We start from the raw sequence: 14,191 nt of genomic DNA on the forward strand, positions 1-14,191 counted from the left end.
GCATGACACAGAAGATCGACGTCGACTTCGGGCTCTGCGAGAGCAACGGGGTGTGCATGGGCATCATCCCCGAGGTTTTCGACCTGGACGAAGAGGACTATCTGCACGTGCTGCAAGACGAGGTGACGCCCGAGAACGAGGCGCAGGTCAAGGAGGCGGTGCGCCAGTGCCCCCGCCAAGCGATCAGCATCAAAGACGTATGACGGCAACAGATCTGGTTTTCGACCCGTTCTCCGAGGAGTTCTTCAACGGCCCGTGGGAGATCTACCGGCGGATGCGGTCCGAGGCTCCGGTGTACTACAACGCCGAGTACGACTTCTACGCGCTGTCCCGGCACGAGGACGTCGCCGCGGCCTACAAGGACTTCGAGACGTACTCCTCGGCATACGGCCTGGACCTCGCGACGGTGCGCTCCGATGAGCCGATACCGGCGAAGATGATCATCATCATGGATCCGCCGGAGCATCGTCAGATGCGCAGCCTGGTCAACAAAGTGTTCACCCCGCGTGCCATCGAGGCGCTGCGACCGATGGTCACCGACACCATCGACCGCTATCTGTCCCAGGTGAGCAAGGACGGTTTCGACGTCGTCCAGGACTTCTCCGCCCTGTTCCCCGTTCAGGTGATCACCCAGATGCTGGGTGTGCCGGAGGAGTATCGCCAGCAGGTCGGCGAGTGGGTGGACACGTCGCTGCGGCGCGAGCCCGGCCAGATCGACATGTCAGACGAGGGTATGCAGGCCGTGGGCGAGCTGATGGGGCTCTACTACAGCATCATCCAGCAGCGCCGGGAAGATCCTCGCGACGACATGTTCAGCAGGCTGATCGCCGCCGAGATCACCCGCGAGGACGGCGAGAAGGAGTCACTCGACGACTTCGAGATCGCCGGTTTCGCAACCCTTCTCGGGGGCGCGGGAGCCGAGACCGTCACGAAGCTGGTCGGCAATGCGGCGGTGACGTTCGCCCGCCACCCTGACCAGTGGCAGAAGCTGCTCGACGACCGCAGCAAGATCCCGGCCGCAGTCGAGGAACTGCTCCGTTTCGAAGCGCCCAACCAGTACAACGTCCGCCGCTCGATGAGGGACGTGGAGTTGCACGGTGTCACGATCCCCGAGGGTAAGCCGGTGTTCCTGCTTGCGGGCTCGGCGAACCGCGATCCCGACGCCTTCACCGACGCCGACACCTTCGACATCGACCGCGACCGTTCGGAGGCCCAGAATCTCGGCTTCGGCTACGGCGTGCACAGCTGCCTCGGTGCGGCGCTGGCCCGGATGGAATCCGCGATCGCCCTCGACCGGCTGCTCGATTTCATGCCGCGCTACGAGGTGCTCTTCGACGAGTGCCGCCGGGTCTCGGCGCAGAATGTCGCCGGTTGGTCGCACGTGCCCGTCCGGGTGTTGCGCTGACGATGCGTTTCGTCTTGGTGCACGGCGGTTTTCACGCCGCCTGGTGCTGGGAGCAGACGGTCGCCGAGCTGCGGGCGCTCGGCCACGATGCGACGGCCGTCGACCTGCCGGGCCACGGGACGCTGGTCGACCAGGAGTCCACGCTGGCCAACCGACGGGACGCGATCGTCGCTGCGATGCAGGCCGGGGACGAGAAATGCGTGCTGGTCGGACATTCCGGCGGTGGCTTCGACGCGACGCTGGCCGCCGACGCGAGGCCCGATCTGGTCGGCCACATCACCTATCTCGCCGCCGCTCTGCCCCGCGAGGGCCGTACCTATCCCGAAGCGATGGCGATGCGCGACGACGACAACGGCCCCGTCGACCTCGGTGAGGAGTTCGACGGTGACGTCGGAGAGATGCTCGGGTATCTGCATTTCGACGACACCGGAGCGATGACGTTCGCCGATTTCGACGGGGCGTGGCGGTACTTCTACCACGACTGCGACGAGGAGACCGCGCGCTGGGCCTTCGCGCGGCTCGGGCCGGAACGGTTCGGCGACACGACCGTCACACCGGTGTCGGTCCCGAACTTCTGGGCGGCCGATCTGCCGCGCAGTTTCATTGTCTGCGAACAAGATCGGGCGATGCCTCGCTGGCTGGCCGACACCGTCGCCCGCCGGCTCGGCGTCGACCAGCTCACCATCGACGCTTCGCACTCGCCGTTTCTGTCACGGCCGCGCGAGCTGGCCGATCTACTCGTGCGCGCGACGACGACGACACCGGTCGGCCCGCTGCTCCCCCACTGAGCGTCGCGGCCTCAGAAGCCCGCGACGATGACCCCGTTGCAGTCGGCGGCGGCCTGGCGCAGTTTCGCCGCGGCCTGGTACTCCTCGGAGTAGTACCACTCCTTGGCGGCTTCGACGGACTCGAACTCCAGCAGCACGGTTTGGTTCCCGTGCCACTGACCCTCGAGTGACTCGACGGCCGGCCCGAACGCCAGCACCTTCGCAGCGCCCATGGTCTTGCCCGCCAGCTTGGCGTACTCCGCCATACCGGCCTGGTCCTTGACGTCCTCGGTGATGATCACGTAGGCCTTTGCCACGTTGAGCCCTTTCTTTTCAGTCGTTTTCGCTGATCGCCCGTTCCGGGCAATTGTCGATGGCTTCGCGCACCGCGTCTTCCAGACCGGCCGGCACGTCCGCGGGGTCGGCCACCGCCCACCCGTCGTCGGTCATCTGGAAGACCTCGGGACACAGCGTCAGACACATCCCGTGGCCGGCGCAGCGATCCTCGTCGACCGCGACTCTCATCGGAGGTCGAACTCCAGGTGGAGCTCGGTCAGACCGCGCAGGATGTACGTCGGGATGTACTCGTATCGCCGGTCTCCGGCGGGCCCGTGCTGGCTCTCCGAGATGCGGATGTCGGTCGTGCGGTCCAGCAGTCTCTCCAGCCCGACCCGCGTCTCGGCACGCGCGAGGGGTGCACCCGGGCAGCTGTGGATCCCGCGGCCGAAGGCGAGGTGCTGGCGTGCGTTCTTGCGCTCGGGGTCGAAGGTGTCGGGGTCCTCGAAGCGGCGAGGGTCACGATTGGCGGCGCCGTTGATGACCATGACCGTGCAGCCGGCGCCGAGCGGTTGGTCACCGATCGTGGTGGGCACGCGCGACAACCGGAAGTCGCCCTTGACCGGGCTTTCGATGCGCAGGCACTCCTCGATGAAATTGCCGAGCAATTCCCGGTTTTCACGCAGTTTGGCCTGCACGTCGGGCTGGTCGCCCATCACCTTCAGGGCGGTGCTGAGGAGCCGGACGGTGGTCTCCTGGCCGGCGGAGAACACGTTGGTCGCGACGCGCACGACATCGCCGACCTCGGGCAGTCTGCCGTCGGGGAAGGTGGCCGTCGCCAGGCCGGTCAGCACGTCGTCGCGCGGTTCGGCGCGACGGTCCTCGACGTACGTCGCGAACACGTCGTACAGGTACTCCAGCGGCGTCTTGGTCAGCGTCTTGTCGGCGTTGCCGAGTCCACTGCCGTGGGTGCCGCGGGCCAGCCGCTCCAGGAGCTCGGGACGGTCCTCCTCGGGGACGCCGAGCAGGTCGGCGATGACGCGCAGCGTGAACGGGGCCGCGAAGCCCTTGATGAACTCCCCCTGGCCCGGTGCCAGAAAGTCGTCGAGGATGTCGTCGGCGAGCTGCCACATCGCGTCCTCGTTCTCCTTGAGACGCTTGGGCGTGATGAGCCGCATCAGCAGTGCGCGGTGGTCGGTGTGGGTGGGCGGATCCAGTGTGGGCAACTGGTCGCTGAACGGGATCTCGTCGCGGTGTTTGACGATCAGGTCGGTGACATCGTCACCTTCCAGCGGTACCGGAAAACCGGGGAACGGGCCCGTGACGGAGATGCACGACGAGAAGGTGTCGGCGTCGTTGTAGACGTCGACGGCTTCCTGCCAGCCGGTCACCATCGTGACGCCGTAGTGGTCTTCGCGGGCGACCGGGCACTTGGTGCGCAGTGCCTCGTAGAAGGTGTACGGGTCATCCGTCAGCCGGCTGTCCCTGAAGAAATCGACCGTGGTGAGGTCTTCGGTCATGCTCACTCCGTTTCGACGATCTCTCGCGGCGAGAACGCGATTCTCATTATTGCGTATTAGATTTTCATACCGGCATCGCCCCGTCAACGACGGGGGTCCTCAGTCGGTCTCCGGTTGGATGCCCAGCGCGTTGACCGCCGCGCCGAGCATCTGATAGCAACCGACGGTGAAGATCAGATCCAGCACCTGACGCTCGTCGAAGTGCTCACCCAGATCGGCCCAGGTGTCGGTGCTCAGCGTGTTCGATCCTTCCAGTTCGTCGACGGCGCGCACCACCAACCGGTCGACCGCATCCTCGGGATCACCGGTGCGGATCGACTCGATCTCCGCGTCGGTCAGACCTGCCCGCCGCGCGATCGGCAGGTGGTGGTCCCACAGGTAGTCGCACGGACGCACGTGGACGGCGCGCAGCAGAGCGACCTCACGAACGCGCGGCGTCAACGTCGACGCCACGAGCAGATGGGCGTTGAACGTCAGGTAGGCGCGGGTCAGGCCGGGGTGGCGGACAAGGGTGCCCACCACATTCCCCGCACCGCGCGGATTTCTGCGCTCCTCGGACAGGAGTGGACTCACCGCGTCGAGCACGGCGTCGTCCCACCGGTCGGCGGCGAGCGGCTCCCACCGCGGCAGCTGCGGCTCGCTCACTGGATCGGTTCGTCGCCGAGCACCGTGGTGCGCAACATCTCCCGCTGCGAGTCGGGGTCATAGGGTGCTGCGCGGTGCAGTACACCGTTGTTGTCCCAGATGACCGTGTCGCCCACCGACCAGGTGTGGCTGTAGACCAGGTCCGGCTGTGTCGCCCGGTCGAGCAACTCAGCCAGCAGGGCCCGGCCCTCGTCGTAGTCCATCCCGACGACGTAGTGCGCCGACGCGCCGAGCACCAGTGATTTGCGGCCGCTGCGGTGGGTCCACACCAGCGGGTGCTCGTGGGTGGGACGTGATCGCCACCGGGCGAGTTCCTCGGGTGAGGGATCCGGGTTGATACGACTCTGCGAGGCTTCCAGCGAGTGCACGACCCGCAGCCGGCCGAACCGCTCCTTTTCCTCGTCGCTGAAAGCCTCGTACGCCGCATAGGAGTTCGCGAACTCCGTCTCGCCGCCGCGTTCGGCCACCTGAACGGCCGACAGCACGGTCGCCCGCTGCGGACACTCGTCGCCGATCGGTGTGCAGCCGTCGATGTGCCAGTCGAACGTCGCACGCAGATAGGCTGCCGACGCGTTCTTGGACTTGTCGAGGGTGACCGGATAGATGCCCGCGACCGGGTGGTGACCATCCGCGGAGTGGTCCACGGCGCCGAGGCGGCGGCTGAACGCGACCTGAGCCTCCGGAGCCAGGTGCAGGTCTGGAAACACCAGGACGCCGTTGTCTTCCAGGGCGTCCAGCACCGCCGCGGCCAGCGACTCGTCCGAGGCCAGCCGCACTGGATCGACGCCGAGCACTTCGGCGCCGACCGACGGGGTGAGTTTGTTGATCGTCAACAGCGACATCAGATTCCTTTTGATCAGGGCACCGGAGCGCTGACGCGGTCGATGACGGCGTCGGCGGAGTCGGCGGGTTTCTGGGTACCGAACACCTCGACGGCCATCGAGACCATGATCATCGAGTAGACGAGGTGCAGCAGGTTGAGCACGTCATCGGGAAGGTCGTCGAGCGGGAACTTGTCGCAGTAGTCGATGGCTTCCTCGAAACGGGGCGAGAACGCCTCGTAGAACGCGTGGATCTCCGGCATCGGGGTGTTCAGCCGGGTTTCCCACCGTTCGGGTTCTGTTGCCAGACACCACTTCTCGGCGAACTGCTCGAACTCGGCGAAGGCATCGGGGAGTTTGGGTGCGGGCATCTCAGACCCCCACCGGGTCACGTTCGGCACGTTGGGCATCACGTTCGGCCTTGTAGCGGTCCACCCAGTCGACGGCGACGTGGTGCAGATGCCGTACCAGGATCTCCTGGTCGTTGAGCGGATAGTCGTCGACGATCGGCTCACCCAGCCCGTACTCCAGCGCGGCCTGTGTGCCGCCGAGCATGCCGGCGTCCTGAAGGGCGAACTCTTTGAGGACCACCGACGCGACCTCGTGCTCGACACGCTCGCGCACCGTGCGTGCGGGATGAAAAGCGTTGTAGGCCTCGAACTTGTGGGTGTTGTGCGATGTCGGCCAGTAGCGGTACAGCAGATACCACCCGTGGTAGATCAGGATCTCCAGGTTCGGGAAGATCTGGAAGTTGGTGATACCCCAGGGTTCGATACCGCCGGGATTCAGACCCGCCGACTGGTGGGTCTCCGGCGTCCGCCACGGACCGACCAGGCCACTGTGCGTGGCCCGTTCGACCGGGTACATGTACTCCGGCGCGAGCAGCCAGCGCCGCGTGCCCGCGGTCGACACCAATCGGTGCGGGCCGTCGATCTGGAAGTGTCCGCACTCGAACGTCGCGTTGGGCTGGCGCACTTCGGTGGGCACCTGCTGTGAATGCAACGACGGAACGTGGTAGTACTCCTGGAACGCGTCGGCGAAGATCTTCCAGTTGCTGTTGTTGTGCGCGACGAAATCGTAACGCTCCGTCATCAATTCGAACGGGTAGTCGTCGAGTGCGGTGATCATCGGGCCGAGGAACTCGCGCAGCGTCTGGCGGGGTTCGGCGTCGAAGTTGATGAAGATGAAGCCGTTCCACACGTCGCAGTGCACGGACTTCAGTCCGTACTTCGCGGTGTCGAGGCCGAAGAACTCGCCGGGCTGCTGGACGAAGGTCAGCTCACCGTCGAGACCGTAGCGCCATCCGTGGTACTTGCAGGTGAACTGCCGGCAGGCGCCCTTGACCTCCTCGCTGGGAAAGTCGTTCCACACCAACTTGTTCCCGCGGTGGCGGCACACGTTGTGGAACGCGCGGATCTGTCCGTCGCGACCCTTCACCACGATCACCGAGGTGCGGGCGGCGTCGATGTCCTTGGTCAAATAGCTACCGACGCGCGGCAGTTCCTCGACGCGCCCGACATTGAGCCAGGCGCGTTTGAACACCGCTTTCCGCTCGAGCTCGTAGAACTCGGGCGAGGTCGAGTCGCGAAACGACACCGGACCGGTCCCGAGCTCGGGATAGTGTTCGGTCCAGCTGCCCTCGGCGGGCTTGGGCCACTTAGGCATACGAGCCTCCCTGTCCGTCGGTGAATCTGACTGTCATGCCATCACCGATCCGCCGTTGACCCCCAGGGTCTGGCCGGTGATGAAACCCGCCTGCTCGGAACACAGGAAGCCGACCGCGGCGGCGATGTCGTCTCCGGTACCGAGGTGCCCGACCGGGATGCTCGCCGCCATCTGCTCGTTGGGCGGTAGGAAGCCTGCGGCCTGAGATTGCAGCTGCATCGGGGTCTCGATGCCCGACGGCGGGATGTTGTTGACGGTGATCCCCGCCGCCCCGTACTCGCGCGCCAGTGAGCGGGTCAGCGAGATCAGCGCGCCTTTCGAGGCCGCGTAGTGGGCCATGCCCGGCGAGCCGCGTTGGGCACTCGACGACGAGATCATCACGATGCGGCCCCAGCCCGCGGCGAGCATGTCCGGGATGGCGGCCTGGGCACAGTGGAAGGTCCCGTTGAGATTCACGTCGATCAGCCGCTGCCACAGCTGCGGCGAGATGTCCAGGAACGGCGCGAAATCCACCAGCCCGGCACTGGTCACCAGGATGTGAACGGGTCCCAGTTCGGTGCGCACCTTGGCGAACGCGTCGTCGACCGCGGCGCGGTCGGTGACGTCGGCGGCGATACCGAGCGCCGTCACGCCGTCGGCGCGCAACTCCTCGGCGACCCGCTGCGCCGCTTCGCCGTTGAGGTCCAGCACGGCCACCTTGTGGCCGCGCCTCCCCAGCTCGTGGCACGTCGACTCTCCCATGCCCGACGCCCCGCCGGTCACCACTGCTACACGACTACTCATAGACCACATGGACCTTTCGACTGGTGGGCAGTGACTGGCATGTGAGCACCCAGCCTTCCTCGACTTCGTCCTCGTCCAGCGCGTCGTTGATCCGCATCCGCGCGCTGCCTTCGACGATTCTGGCCATACACGTACCGCAGGAACCTGTTTCGCACGACGCCGGCGCTTTAAGCCCCTTTTGGCGCGCAGTCTGCAGCAGGGTCTCACCTTGCCGGTAGGCGGCGGTGACCTTCTGGCGATCGAGCTCGATGACTATCTCTTCGCACGCGTCATCGGTGTTGTCTGTGACACCGGGCGGCACCTCCGCGATCGTGAAGCGCTCGAGGTTCAGCCGCTGTTTCGGCACGCCAGAGTCGAGCAGCGACGCTTCCACGGTGTCCATGAACGGCGCTGGTCCGCAGATGTAATAGTCCGCGTCACCGGCACTCTCGGCGAAGGACGCGACGGCGGTGGCGGTGACCACTCCCGCATCCTCGTCGAAATGATGGGCGACGGTCAGGCGGTCGGCGTGCTGTTCGGTCAGGCGGGCCAGGGGTTCGGAGAAAATGACCGATCCGCGGGCACGGTTGGCGTAGAAGAGCCGGACGGGACGCGCCGTGTCGGCGAGCGCGGCGCGGACCAACGACATGATCGGCGTGATGCCACTGCCGCCAGCGAACGCGATGAGCGGCCTCGGCGACGAAACACCCGCGGCCAGCGTGAATCTCCCCTCCGGCGGGGAGGCGTGCAGCTCGTCCCCCTCCGCAGCGGTGTCGTTGATCCAGTTCGACACGACCCCGCCGGGGTCGCGCTTGACCGTGATGCGCAGCTCCTCCTCGACCGGGGCCGACGACATCGAGTAACAGCGACGCAGATCGCGCCCGTCCACGCTGACCCGGACCGTCAGGAACTGGCCGGCCTTGTAGCGGAACCGGTGCGAACAGTCCTCCGGCACGTCGAGCACCAAGGACACGGCATCGGAGGTTTCGCGCACCACCCGCTTGATGCGCAGCGGCGCAAACCCGTCAACAGAGAGTTCCTCGACCATCCCGGCCAGAGTATCAAGTACTTGTCATTAATCTCAAGTAGTTGACGACATCCTCGCCGAAATTGCATTCCAGCAGGGGTTTTGCGAGAAGACGCCTGCCGGAATGCTTGTTCGGCGGAGCTCGCCGCTAGGTGTCGACGTGGTCGGCGAACAATTCGTGGCCGGTCCCCTGCTCGACAACCCGGCCGAGGAGTTCACGCAGCGTCTTCTGCTCGGCCTTGCTCAACACCCCGAACACCTTGTCGTGCGCGGCGATCGCGTCCTGCACGACGGCAGCGGCGACGTCGCGTCCCTGATCGGTCAGGAACGCCTGCAGGATCCGGCCGTGGGAGGGATTCTGCTTGCGCTCCACCAGCCCTCGACGCTCCAGGGCGGTCAGGGCCAGCTGCACACCCTGCGGACTGATCAGCAGACGGCGGGCCAGCTCCGCACCCGAGAGGCCGGGCTCGTTGGACAGCTGGCGCAGCACACCGATCTGCGCAGTGCTCACCCCGTGCTCGCTGACCGCTTCGTTCACACTGGTCAGCGAGAAATAGAAGGCCTGCTTGAGTAGCCACAGGATGTTGTCGGTGAGCTCGATACCCGCCACGTCGTGCGCGTCCATGTCTAGACCGTAGACGTCGGGGCGTCCTGAGTGACGTCGACGGTCTTGTGTACCACCCCGTCCTTCATCACGAAGCGCACATCCAAGGTCCTCGCGATATCGGCGCTCACATCTCCGTCGACGGCGATGATGTCGGCCAGATATCCCGGTGCGAGCCTGCCCAGTTCATCGTCGGCGTCGATGAGTTCGGCGCTGGTGATCGTCGCTGCGCGCAGCGCCTGCATCGGGGTCATGCCGCGGGACACCAACGCGCACAACTCCTTGGCGTTCTGTCCGTGCGGCACCGCCGGCGCGTCGGTGCCACACGCGATGCGGACCCCCGCCGCGATCGCCTTGGGCAGCATGGCCTGCGCCTGCGGGAAGACCACCTCGGCCTTCTTGCGCAGTTCGGGCGCGATCCGGTCGACTGCCATCGCCTCGGTCAGATACGTGGTCGACACCAGGAACGTCCCGTGGTCGACCATCATCTGGAGGGTCTCGTCGGTGGCGAGGAAGCCGTGCTCGATGCAGTCGATCCCGGCCCGGATACAGGCGCGGATCGCGCTGTCCCCCACGGCATGTGCGGCGACCCGGACGCCGGCCCGGTGCGCCTCGTCGGCGATCGCGGCGAACTCCTCGTCGGAGTACTGCTGAGCCCCGGGGGCGGTGCTGTGCGACATCACCCCGCCCGAAGCCGACACCTTGATCAGCTTCGCCCCGTGCCGGACCTGATAGCGCACGCAGGCGCGGACGTCGTCGACGCCGTTGGCGATGCCCTCGGCGACCGAGAGTGGCATGATGCCGGGCGCCAGCCGCTGGAAGACCGTCGGGTCCAGGTGCCCTCCGTAGGGAGTGACGGCGTGACCGGCGGGGTAGATCCGCGGACCCGGGTGCCACCCCTGCTCGATCGCGCGTTGCAGCGCCACGTCGAGCAGATAGCCGCCGGTCTTGACCATCAGCCCGAGGTTGCGCACGGTGGTGAATCCGGCGTCCAGCGTGGTCCGGGCGTTGACCGCGCCGCGCAGCGTCCGGTAGGCAGGGTCGTCCTGCACTCCGTGCATGGGGCTGGGCAACCCTTCGGGACCGCCGGGGCCACCGATCAGCAGGTTGAGCTCCATGTCCATCAGCCCGGGCAACAGCGTGACATCGCCGAGGTCGAGCACCTCCGCGCCGGGAGGTTCCGCGGCCGGGTCCACGCACCGGATCCGGTTGCCCTCGACGACGATCACCGCGGGCGAACGGACCACGCCGGCCTCGACGTCCGCCCATCGGGCGGCCTTGACGACGGTGACGGTCACGGGACGGGTTCGGCGTCGCAGTCCAGCGACGTCGCGCCGGTATCAGGCACTTTGGGTTGCTTCCAGCATTCGACGGGGAACGACGCCTGGATCATCGAATACAGCATGTGCATCAGGTTGAGGACGTCCTCGGGCAGGTCGTCGAGCGAGAACTTGTCGCAGTAGGCGATCGCCTCCTCGGCCCTCGCGGTGATCGCGTCGTAGAACGCCTGCAGTTCCGGCATCGAACTGCTCAGCCGCTTGGCGTACCGCTCCGGCTCCGAGCCCAGGCACCAGTCCGAGAACTCTTCCAGATCGGCGAACTCCGGTGGCAACTTCGGCGAGGTCGTTTCAGAGGTCGTTCCAGAGGCCATGCTCACACCCCCTCCTTGACCTGCTGGGTCTTGCGCCGGTAGTCGTCGACCCACGCGGCCGTTTCGGTGTGCAGGTGCCGGATCAGCACCTCCTGGTCGCAGAGCACGAAGTCGTCGAGCACCCGTGACTCGACCATCGACTGGGTGGCCTCCAGGGTGTTGGCGTCCTGCAGGCCATACTCCTTGAACGACACCGCGGCGAGTTCCTGGGCGATCCGCTCGCGGGGTGTGCGTGGCTGCGGAAAGTAGACCGTGCCCTCGAAGATGTGCGTGTTGTGCGACGTCGGCCAGTAGTGGTAGGTCAGGTACCACCCCTGACCCCAGAACAGGACGACGAAGTTCGGGAAGAGCTGGAACGAATCCAGGCCCCACGGATCGCATTTGGCCGGGTTGAGCCCGGCCGGCATCTCCCCGAGATCGGGTTTGTCCCACGGGCCGAAGAGGCCGCTCTGGCAGATGTCCTCGATGGGCTTGCGCATCTCGTCGGCCATTTCCCACGCCCGGACCCCGGAGGTGCTCACCAACCGGTGGGGACCGTCGATCTGATAGTGGGGCGCTTCGAATCCCGCCTGCGCGGCGGCCTTCGAATACGCCGTCGGCGACTGGTTCGCGTGCAGTACGGGAGCGTGATAAAACTCCTGGAACGCGTCCATGTAGAGCTTCCAGTTGGCCTTGACCTCCGACCGGTAATGGAATCTCGACGTCATCCGATCGAACGGGTAGCCCTCCAGGTTGGTGATCATCGGGCCCAGGAACTCCCGCAGCGACTGCTCGGGTTCGGGCGCGAAGTTGACGAAGATGAAGCCTTCCCAAACCTCGCAGTGCACCGGCACCAGCCCGTAGCGGCTCTTGTCGAGGTCGAAGAACTCGCCTTCCTGCTGCACGAACGTCAGATTGCCGTCGAGGTCGTAGCGCCACGCGTGGTACTTGCAGGTGAACTGCCGGCACACCCCGCTGGTCTCCTCCAGAGGCATGTCGTTCCACACCAGCTTGTTGCCGCGATGACGGCAGATGTTGTGATAGGCCTTGACCTCACCGGACGTCGTCCTCACCACGATGATCGAGGTGTTGACGACCTTCATCTCCTTGGTGAAGTAGCTGCCCTTGCGCGGAACCTGTTCGACACGGCCGACATTCAGCCACGCTCGCCGGAAGACCGCCTTGCGCTCCAGCTCGTAGAACTCCGGGTCGATCGAGTCCTCGTAGGACACCGGTCCCGTCCCCAGCTGCGGGTAGTGCTCGGTCCAGCTGCCTTCGGGCGGTTTGGGAAATCGGGCCACTGTCGTCTCCTCCTGGCTGCCATCGCTACCGCGCCGCCCGCGGGCTGATCGGTCGGTCCAGTCTCGGGCAAACCAACAGGCACAGCTGTGTTTTCGCCATATCGCCGCAGACGCTTACGGCCGACGGTAGCCGTTCAGGAGTCCAATCGCAAGTAGTTGATATTGGCGGCGCGGACGCGGCGGCCGGGCCGTCACTTCAGGCAGCTGCCCAGATCGATCGGCATCGAGACCCCCGTGACGTAGCGGGAGTCGTCGGAGGCGAAGAACATCACGGCGTTGGTGATGTCCTCCACCTCGACCCACGGCCGCGGCATGGTGTGGAACATCTGGCAGATCGCCGCGATGTCGTCGGGCCCGGGATTCTCCAGATCGGGGCGAAACATCCGGAACGTCTCGTCGTTCATCACCATCGGTGAGTTGACGTGGGTGGGGTGCACGCTGTTCACCCGGATCATGTGCTGGGCCAGCTCGACCGCACACGATCTCATCAGCCCGACCACCCCGTGCTTGGCCGACACGTACTGCCCCATCTGCGGGTAGGCCTTCATGCCGGCGACGGAACTGGTCAACACGATGGAGCCGCCCCGGCCGCCGGCGATCATGTGCGGAATGCCGGCCTTCACCGTCTTCCACACGCCGGTCAGGTTGATGTCCATCATGGTCTGCCATTCGGCTTCCTCGATGGCCTCGACGGTTTGGCCGCCGTTACCGATACCGGCATTGGCCAGGATGATGTCGAGCCGCCCCAACTCGGCCACCCCGCGGTCGACGACGGCCTTCATCCTGTCGAAGTCGCGCACGTCGACCTCGTCGATGACGATGCGACGCCCCAACGCCTCGACCCGATCCTTGGTCTCCAGCAGATCGCCCGGTGAGGCCAGCTCGAGCTGCACGTGGTCGATGTTCTTGCAGACATCGATCGCGATGATGTCGGCGCCCTCCTCGGCGAGCTTGAGGGCGTGGCTCCTGCCCTGACCCCGCCCCGCTCCGGTCACGAAGGCCACCTTGCCCTCTACCCGTCCCGCCATAGTCGTGCCCTCGTTTCCGTTGGTGGACAGTGGTTCACATTCCGATGGTGACGCCTGTGCTCAGAACGTGAGGTTGTGCTTCTCGAAGTGCCGGGCCAGCGCCTGCATGTACTCGTCGCCGTGGAACGGCCCGCGCGCGCCGATCGCGGCCTCCAGGAAGGGGCCGTACTCCTCATCGTTGACATAGGTCGACCAGTGCACGATCTGGCACTCGTCGTTGGTCTCGACGAAGCTGATGGAATAGAAGCCCTGCTTCTGGCCGGTGTTGGCGTTGGTGCCCTCCCAGCGGTAGCGCTGGACGAAGCCGTTCTCAGCCGGCCACACCTTGAAGTCCACGGGCTTCCAGTCCGGAAAGACGATGCCGTAGGCCTTCGCCTCGATCGTGGCCGCGGTATCCCAGTGCGTCGCAACGTCCTTGAGCACCAGTTCCTGCTCGGCGACGAAATACGGAGACGTGTACACCGCGTCGTCGGCGAACTCCCATTCGTCGTAGGTCTCGCCCTCCTGCACCTTCTGCAGCACGTATTTGTCGCGGTAGCTCTCGGCCATCCGCCGGTGCTTGGCGATGCGCTCAACCAGATCCATTGCGAGTCAGCCCCTTTCGTCAGGCGATGGGCGCTCGATGACGCCGCGCGGGCCCGCCCCTCGGAGAATATACAGATATGTATCTCAGATACAAGAACAAATATTTCTTTCGGGGTCGACTTCCCGCGACCGACGGCGCAGGGAACAATGGCGGC

18 protein-coding genes are annotated in these 14,191 nt (G+C 65.7%); 3 read left to right on the forward strand and 15 right to left on the reverse strand.

The window, feature by feature from the left end:
* Positions 1-2: 2 nt before the first annotated feature.
* The 3 genes from DYE23_RS19575 to DYE23_RS19585 are packed head-to-tail and all read left to right on the forward strand — an operon-like array spanning position 3 to position 2,193.
* Positions 3-203 carry a ferredoxin gene (locus tag DYE23_RS19575; protein WP_115327938.1) on the forward strand — a complete coding sequence of 67 codons (201 nt, stop codon included), beginning with the start codon at positions 3-5 and terminating at the stop codon, positions 201-203.
* On the forward strand, positions 200-1,405 hold the full coding sequence (locus DYE23_RS19580) for a cytochrome P450 (RefSeq protein ID WP_115327939.1): 1,206 nt from the start codon (positions 200-202) through the stop codon (positions 1,403-1,405). The genes DYE23_RS19575 and DYE23_RS19580 overlap by 4 nt, the downstream gene beginning before the upstream one ends.
* A 2-nt stretch (positions 1,406-1,407) precedes the next feature.
* The gene (locus DYE23_RS19585) at positions 1,408-2,193 is read left to right on the forward strand and encodes an alpha/beta fold hydrolase (protein ID WP_115327940.1); all 786 of its coding nucleotides are present in this window, start codon (positions 1,408-1,410) and stop codon (positions 2,191-2,193) included.
* 11 nt (positions 2,194-2,204) lie between these two features.
* Here the strand turns inward: DYE23_RS19585 and DYE23_RS19590 are convergent, their stop codons facing one another.
* The 15 genes from DYE23_RS19590 to DYE23_RS19660 all read right to left on the reverse strand — a co-directional run bounded on the left by DYE23_RS19590 (position 2,205) and on the right by DYE23_RS19660 (position 14,036).
* Complete coding sequence (locus DYE23_RS19590) at positions 2,205-2,489, reverse strand: DUF1330 domain-containing protein (protein ID WP_115327941.1); 285 nt, start codon at positions 2,487-2,489, stop codon at positions 2,205-2,207.
* A 16-nt stretch (positions 2,490-2,505) separates the two neighbouring features.
* Positions 2,506-2,697 carry a ferredoxin gene (locus tag DYE23_RS19595; RefSeq protein WP_115327942.1) on the reverse strand — a complete coding sequence of 64 codons (192 nt, stop codon included), beginning with the start codon at positions 2,695-2,697 and terminating at the stop codon, positions 2,506-2,508.
* A complete protein-coding gene (locus DYE23_RS19600; protein ID WP_115327943.1) occupies positions 2,694-3,968 on the reverse strand; it encodes a cytochrome P450 in 1,275 nt (424 codons plus the stop codon). Before DYE23_RS19600 ends, DYE23_RS19595 begins: the two co-directional genes overlap by 4 nt.
* Before the next feature lie 99 nt (positions 3,969-4,067).
* Positions 4,068-4,613 (reverse strand): carboxymuconolactone decarboxylase family protein, encoded by a 546-nt coding sequence (locus tag DYE23_RS19605; RefSeq protein WP_235660460.1) that lies wholly within the window; start codon positions 4,611-4,613, stop codon positions 4,068-4,070.
* The gene (locus DYE23_RS19610) at positions 4,610-5,455 is read right to left on the reverse strand and encodes a TauD/TfdA dioxygenase family protein (RefSeq protein WP_115327944.1); all 846 of its coding nucleotides are present in this window, start codon (positions 5,453-5,455) and stop codon (positions 4,610-4,612) included. Before DYE23_RS19610 ends, DYE23_RS19605 begins: the two co-directional genes overlap by 4 nt.
* A 14-nt stretch (positions 5,456-5,469) precedes the next feature.
* Entirely contained in the window at positions 5,470-5,805 is a 336-nt protein-coding gene (locus DYE23_RS19615; protein WP_115329040.1) for a hypothetical protein, read from the reverse strand.
* 1 nt (position 5,806) lies between these two features.
* A complete protein-coding gene (locus tag DYE23_RS19620; RefSeq protein ID WP_115327945.1) occupies positions 5,807-7,099 on the reverse strand; it encodes an aromatic ring-hydroxylating oxygenase subunit alpha in 1,293 nt (430 codons plus the stop codon).
* A 33-nt stretch (positions 7,100-7,132) separates the two neighbouring features.
* Positions 7,133-7,882 (reverse strand): SDR family NAD(P)-dependent oxidoreductase, encoded by a 750-nt coding sequence (locus tag DYE23_RS19625; RefSeq protein WP_041787799.1) that lies wholly within the window; start codon positions 7,880-7,882, stop codon positions 7,133-7,135.
* Positions 7,875-8,909 carry a ferredoxin--NADP reductase gene (locus DYE23_RS19630; protein ID WP_115327946.1) on the reverse strand — a complete coding sequence of 345 codons (1,035 nt, stop codon included), beginning with the start codon at positions 8,907-8,909 and terminating at the stop codon, positions 7,875-7,877. Before DYE23_RS19630 ends, DYE23_RS19625 begins: the two co-directional genes overlap by 8 nt.
* Positions 8,910-9,036: 127 nt before the next feature.
* Complete coding sequence (locus tag DYE23_RS19635; RefSeq protein ID WP_041788489.1) at positions 9,037-9,489, reverse strand: MarR family winged helix-turn-helix transcriptional regulator; 453 nt, start codon at positions 9,487-9,489, stop codon at positions 9,037-9,039.
* 26 nt (positions 9,490-9,515) lie between these two features.
* Entirely contained in the window at positions 9,516-10,790 is a 1,275-nt protein-coding gene (locus DYE23_RS19640) for a metal-dependent hydrolase family protein (RefSeq protein WP_115327947.1), read from the reverse strand.
* Entirely contained in the window at positions 10,787-11,143 is a 357-nt protein-coding gene (locus DYE23_RS19645) for a hypothetical protein (RefSeq protein WP_115327948.1), read from the reverse strand. Before DYE23_RS19645 ends, DYE23_RS19640 begins: the two co-directional genes overlap by 4 nt.
* A gap of 2 nt (positions 11,144-11,145) precedes the next feature.
* Positions 11,146-12,423: an aromatic ring-hydroxylating oxygenase subunit alpha gene (locus DYE23_RS19650; protein ID WP_115327949.1), complete on the reverse strand. Its 1,278-nt coding sequence runs from the start codon at positions 12,421-12,423 to the stop codon at positions 11,146-11,148.
* Between the two features lie 191 nt (positions 12,424-12,614).
* Positions 12,615-13,451: a mycofactocin-coupled SDR family oxidoreductase gene (locus DYE23_RS19655; RefSeq protein ID WP_115327950.1), complete on the reverse strand. Its 837-nt coding sequence runs from the start codon at positions 13,449-13,451 to the stop codon at positions 12,615-12,617.
* A 60-nt stretch (positions 13,452-13,511) separates the two neighbouring features.
* A complete protein-coding gene (locus tag DYE23_RS19660) occupies positions 13,512-14,036 on the reverse strand; it encodes a hypothetical protein (RefSeq protein ID WP_011893342.1) in 525 nt (174 codons plus the stop codon).
* Positions 14,037-14,191 lie beyond the last annotated feature (155 nt).

The organism is Mycolicibacterium gilvum, from assembly GCF_900454025.1.
GTDB classification, from domain to species: Bacteria; Actinomycetota; Actinomycetes; order Mycobacteriales; family Mycobacteriaceae; genus Mycobacterium; species Mycobacterium gilvum.